Source organism: Bacillus sp. GMs2/2 (genome assembly GCF_050172095.1).
GTDB classification, from domain to species: Bacteria; Bacillota; Bacilli; order Bacillales; family Bacillaceae_G; genus Bacillus_A; species Bacillus_A cereus.
The window spans coordinates 1-3,657 of the sequence record NZ_JBNLYE010000379.1; the positions used below are offsets into that span (position 1 = coordinate 1).

A 3,657-nucleotide genomic window follows, 5' to 3' on the forward strand; every position below is an offset into this window, starting at 1 on the left:
TAAAAGAAAGAAGAAGTTTTTTCAGCTCATAATCATATAGGAATATGGCAGCTACTACGATTAATATATTAAGAACAAGCGCAATTAAATGATATGTATGCAATATATATTGCACTCCAATAAAGGTTACACCAAAATAAATTGTATACGGTATTACAATTTGGAATACAATTTTTTTCTTCACTACACTTACCGCTATGTATCCCACTAAAGCGACGATTTCAAATAAAACCATAGCGTATGCCGCTCCTATCACTCCACCAATACTACTAAAGCTATAAAGCATAACCCCACCTATCACCAATGCTACACACTGCACAACAGTCCTCTTATTTTGACATCCACTCGTCGTTAAACCGTCAGCAATGGCAATATTTAAACTTTGTAGCACAATAAGAAATGATAATATTTGGAGTGGTTCTACTGCATCGCTCCATTCTTCATGAAAAAATATAGAAATAAAGTATGGTGCTAAATGATATAAACCGATTGTCATACATATTCCTACAATCGCCATTGATTTAATTTGAAGCAAATTTAATTTCGTATGCTCTTCTATATTATTCTGGTTATAATGCTTAAAAAGCACTGGAAAAAATGCACCTGCAATTACCCCTGGTACTTGATATAAAGCTGCCGGCATCCGGTACGCCACTGCAAAAACACCTACTATACTTAATGGCAATGTATAGTTAAGCAAGATAGGCGCTAATTGTGGCGTACTCATTATTAAAAAACCGCTTATAATAAAGGGAGTTAATTGCCAAAATAACGCTTTATGAATTACGACTTTCATATTCATTTTCGTCTTTCTTCTCATGATATATATACTGAATAAACCGCCGATCATATACCCAAAAGCATATAAGCGAGCCGTTACATACACCGGTAACTCTCCGAAAATACAAAAACATGTAATTATAATGACAACTGATGCTGATACAACTTTTATGAGCGCTATATACTTCATACGTTCCGTCAGTTGAAAATAGGCAATCCCTATGTTTTGCCAAGTTAATCCTATTAACATGAAAAACATTACGTTTATCATCATATAAATTAAATTTTTATCCGCATACATATAATGAATAGCAATATAACCGATGATAGAAATAAAAATAAGTAGAATCATCCTTATTTTTATATACGATGATAAAATCTGCTCTAAATCTGCTCCATCCTTTGCCCCTTCTCGAAGAAACGTATTACTAAGTCCTAAGTCTGTAAAGAATAACATAACAAACGTCACTGCTATGGCAACACTAAACATCCCATAATGTTGTGCGTTAAAAAAGTTTGCTAAAACAATTAAACTGACGGCCTGAAGAAGGTTAGCTAAAATCGTACTATAAAATAGATGGATAATATTGTTTAGAATAGATCTACCCATACAAGTTCTCCTTTGCAAGTAACCTACTTACATATGTTGTTTATTTACATATATATTTATCTTGCACCATTACCGTTCAATACAATTAAAACGGTTTTACATAAAATACGGATGTCCATCCGAAATGTTTTCATTTCAATATACTCCATGTCCAGCCTCAACTTTTCCTTTGGATCAAGATTATACCCTCCATTTATTTGTGCCCATCCTGTTAATCCTGGTTTTACTATTAAACGTTCCTTAAATTCTGGAATATACGCATCAAACTCATTATAAAAAAACTCTCTCTCTGGTCTAGGGCCTACAAAAGACATATCTCCTCTTAAAATGTTTAAAAGTTGCGGTAATTCATCAATTCTCGTTTTTCTTATAAACAATCCAACTTTTGTAATTCTTTGATCATGTTCTGTTGCCCATTGTGGTCCGTTCATTTCAGCATCCTTTACCATCGACCTTAATTTAAATACATTAAACTTCTTCCCGTTTATACCTAAACGTTCTTGAAAGTATATTGGAGCCCCTGATGTTTCTAAAGTAATCATAATACAAAAGAACAACATAATTGGTATTGTTAATAGTAACAATATGATTGAAAATATAATATCAAACAAGCGTTTTACACTTCGATTCAATATGCTAGGCTTTTCTTGAGCCGGAATCGTATACAACTTGGCTTGATTTGTTTCACGAATCATGGATCGTTACCCCCACATTCAAGAATATAAAATTATACCTATTACTTCACATTCTTTCCTATTTATATCCGCTATTACTTTTTGCACTGTACGTAGTGAATCTTTTCGCTTTTTAACTGCTAAAACCACTCCATCGCATTTCCCTGCAATAATGTGCGTAGCAGGAAGCTCAAATACTTCAGAAGAATAAAAGAAAATGTAATCAAAATCTTCTTTCCACTTAGCAATCGCATTATCAAATTCATCCATAGCAACTAAGGGCGTCCCTGTGTGTACTGTTTTTTTTGCAGGAATACAATATAAGTATTTAGACAAATTACTAGAAAAAGATTCATAATTACAGGGGGAAGAGCTTATTATATCGTTTACTGTTATCATGTGATCACTTTGTAATAATACATGTAATTTTGGGTCAGAAAAATTCACATCAATAAGTAACACCTTTTTCTTCATTTCAGCAAACACTAGACCCATATTTACTATAAGCGAGGCAACAACACCTCTGTCCTTCGTTGAACTAACTGTGAACAGTTGTTTTCCAGATTTTCTCAACTCGTGATACACCGTATAAAACTGCTCTTTCATCAGATCATCATGCAAATCGAATGGCAGCTGTTTCTTTGTCCTAAACATCGACATGTTCACCTCGATATATAGATGATTGTTTATCAACCTCTGTAGATTTCTGTTTTCTATTCGGTTTCATATTTATGTGACCAATAACAGAGACTGTTGTTATTTTCTCTAAATCTTGTTCCGTGTATATACGTTCATCAAAATAATCTCGAAATACAGCTAAACCTATCCCAACAAAAAAACTAACAATTAAAGAAATAGGAATGATCAGTTGAAATTTCGGAAACAATTTTTCAGCCTGTTCCTGTAACTCAGGATCCGTCAACACTTTCACACCTTGTACATTTGTGTACTGTTGAAAACTTTTTTGTGATTGCTCTGCCAATGTCTTTACAATGTCTTTCACGACTTTCGGATTGGAATCTTTTACTGTAACAGTTACAATTTGTGAGTTGTCCGTATTCACTACCGAGATTTTTTGTGCTAATTCATAACTTGATTGCTCTAATTTCAAAGTTTTTTTGACTGTTGAAATAATTAATGGGCTTTTTAAAATATCAACATACGATGTTACTAGTTGCTTATTTTCTTGTGTTTTATTTGTTGAATTTTCCTTATTAAACTCATCTAAATTCCCAACAAGAATTTGCGTTGAATATTGATATGACGGCTTTAAAACATACATAGAGATAAGAACTAAAGAAGCGGTTAAACAACACATCGTTAAAATAATCGTTACGAATCTTCTTTTCAATAATTGTTGAAAATCTTTTATACTCATTTCTTGCTTCAATTATTTCACCGCCCTTTTCTGAATAACATCCTGCAAGTCACTCTTTACAGATACCCCTCTCTTCTTTCTATCCACTTGTTTTGTTACATACTTTCCGACTCTGAATGCAAATTTTTCTACATATATATACGAAAGTATTGCAAATATAAACGAAAATATAAGTGAAAAAATTAAAATAATAGGCAACGGTAATATTTCATGGA

At 32.8% G+C, this 3,657-nt stretch carries 4 protein-coding genes and 1 pseudogene; all 5 read right to left on the minus strand.

Annotation, left to right across the window (positions count from 1 at the left end):
* Positions 1–1,390: oligosaccharide flippase family protein (locus ACQGS6_RS24610; RefSeq protein WP_426965751.1), on the minus strand; the 1,390-nt coding region annotated here is incomplete at its 3' end.
* A 56-nt stretch (positions 1,391–1,446) separates the two neighbouring features.
* A complete protein-coding gene (locus ACQGS6_RS24615; protein ID WP_000617652.1) occupies positions 1,447–2,085 on the minus strand; it encodes a sugar transferase in 639 nt (212 codons plus the stop codon).
* An 18-nt stretch (positions 2,086–2,103) separates the two neighbouring features.
* Positions 2,104–2,724 (minus strand): CpsD/CapB family tyrosine-protein kinase, encoded by a 621-nt coding sequence (locus ACQGS6_RS24620; protein ID WP_025967085.1) that lies wholly within the window; start codon positions 2,722–2,724, stop codon positions 2,104–2,106.
* Positions 2,711–3,454 (minus strand): YveK family protein, encoded by a 744-nt coding sequence (locus ACQGS6_RS24625; RefSeq protein ID WP_000807059.1) that lies wholly within the window; start codon positions 3,452–3,454, stop codon positions 2,711–2,713. Before ACQGS6_RS24625 ends, ACQGS6_RS24620 begins: the two co-directional genes overlap by 14 nt.
* Positions 3,455–3,657, minus strand: a pseudogene (locus ACQGS6_RS24630) (acyltransferase family protein); the annotation flags it as partial. It abuts the gene before it with no gap.

Excerpts from the sequence above, each read along its gene's own strand:
- ACQGS6_RS24615 (WP_000617652.1), bottom strand. The coding sequence starts at position 2,085 with ATGATTCGTGAAACAAATCAAGCCAAGTTGTATACGATTCCGGCTCAA.
- ACQGS6_RS24620 (WP_025967085.1), bottom strand. The coding sequence starts at position 2,724 with ATGTCGATGTTTAGGACAAAGAAACAGCTGCCATTCGATTTGCATGAT.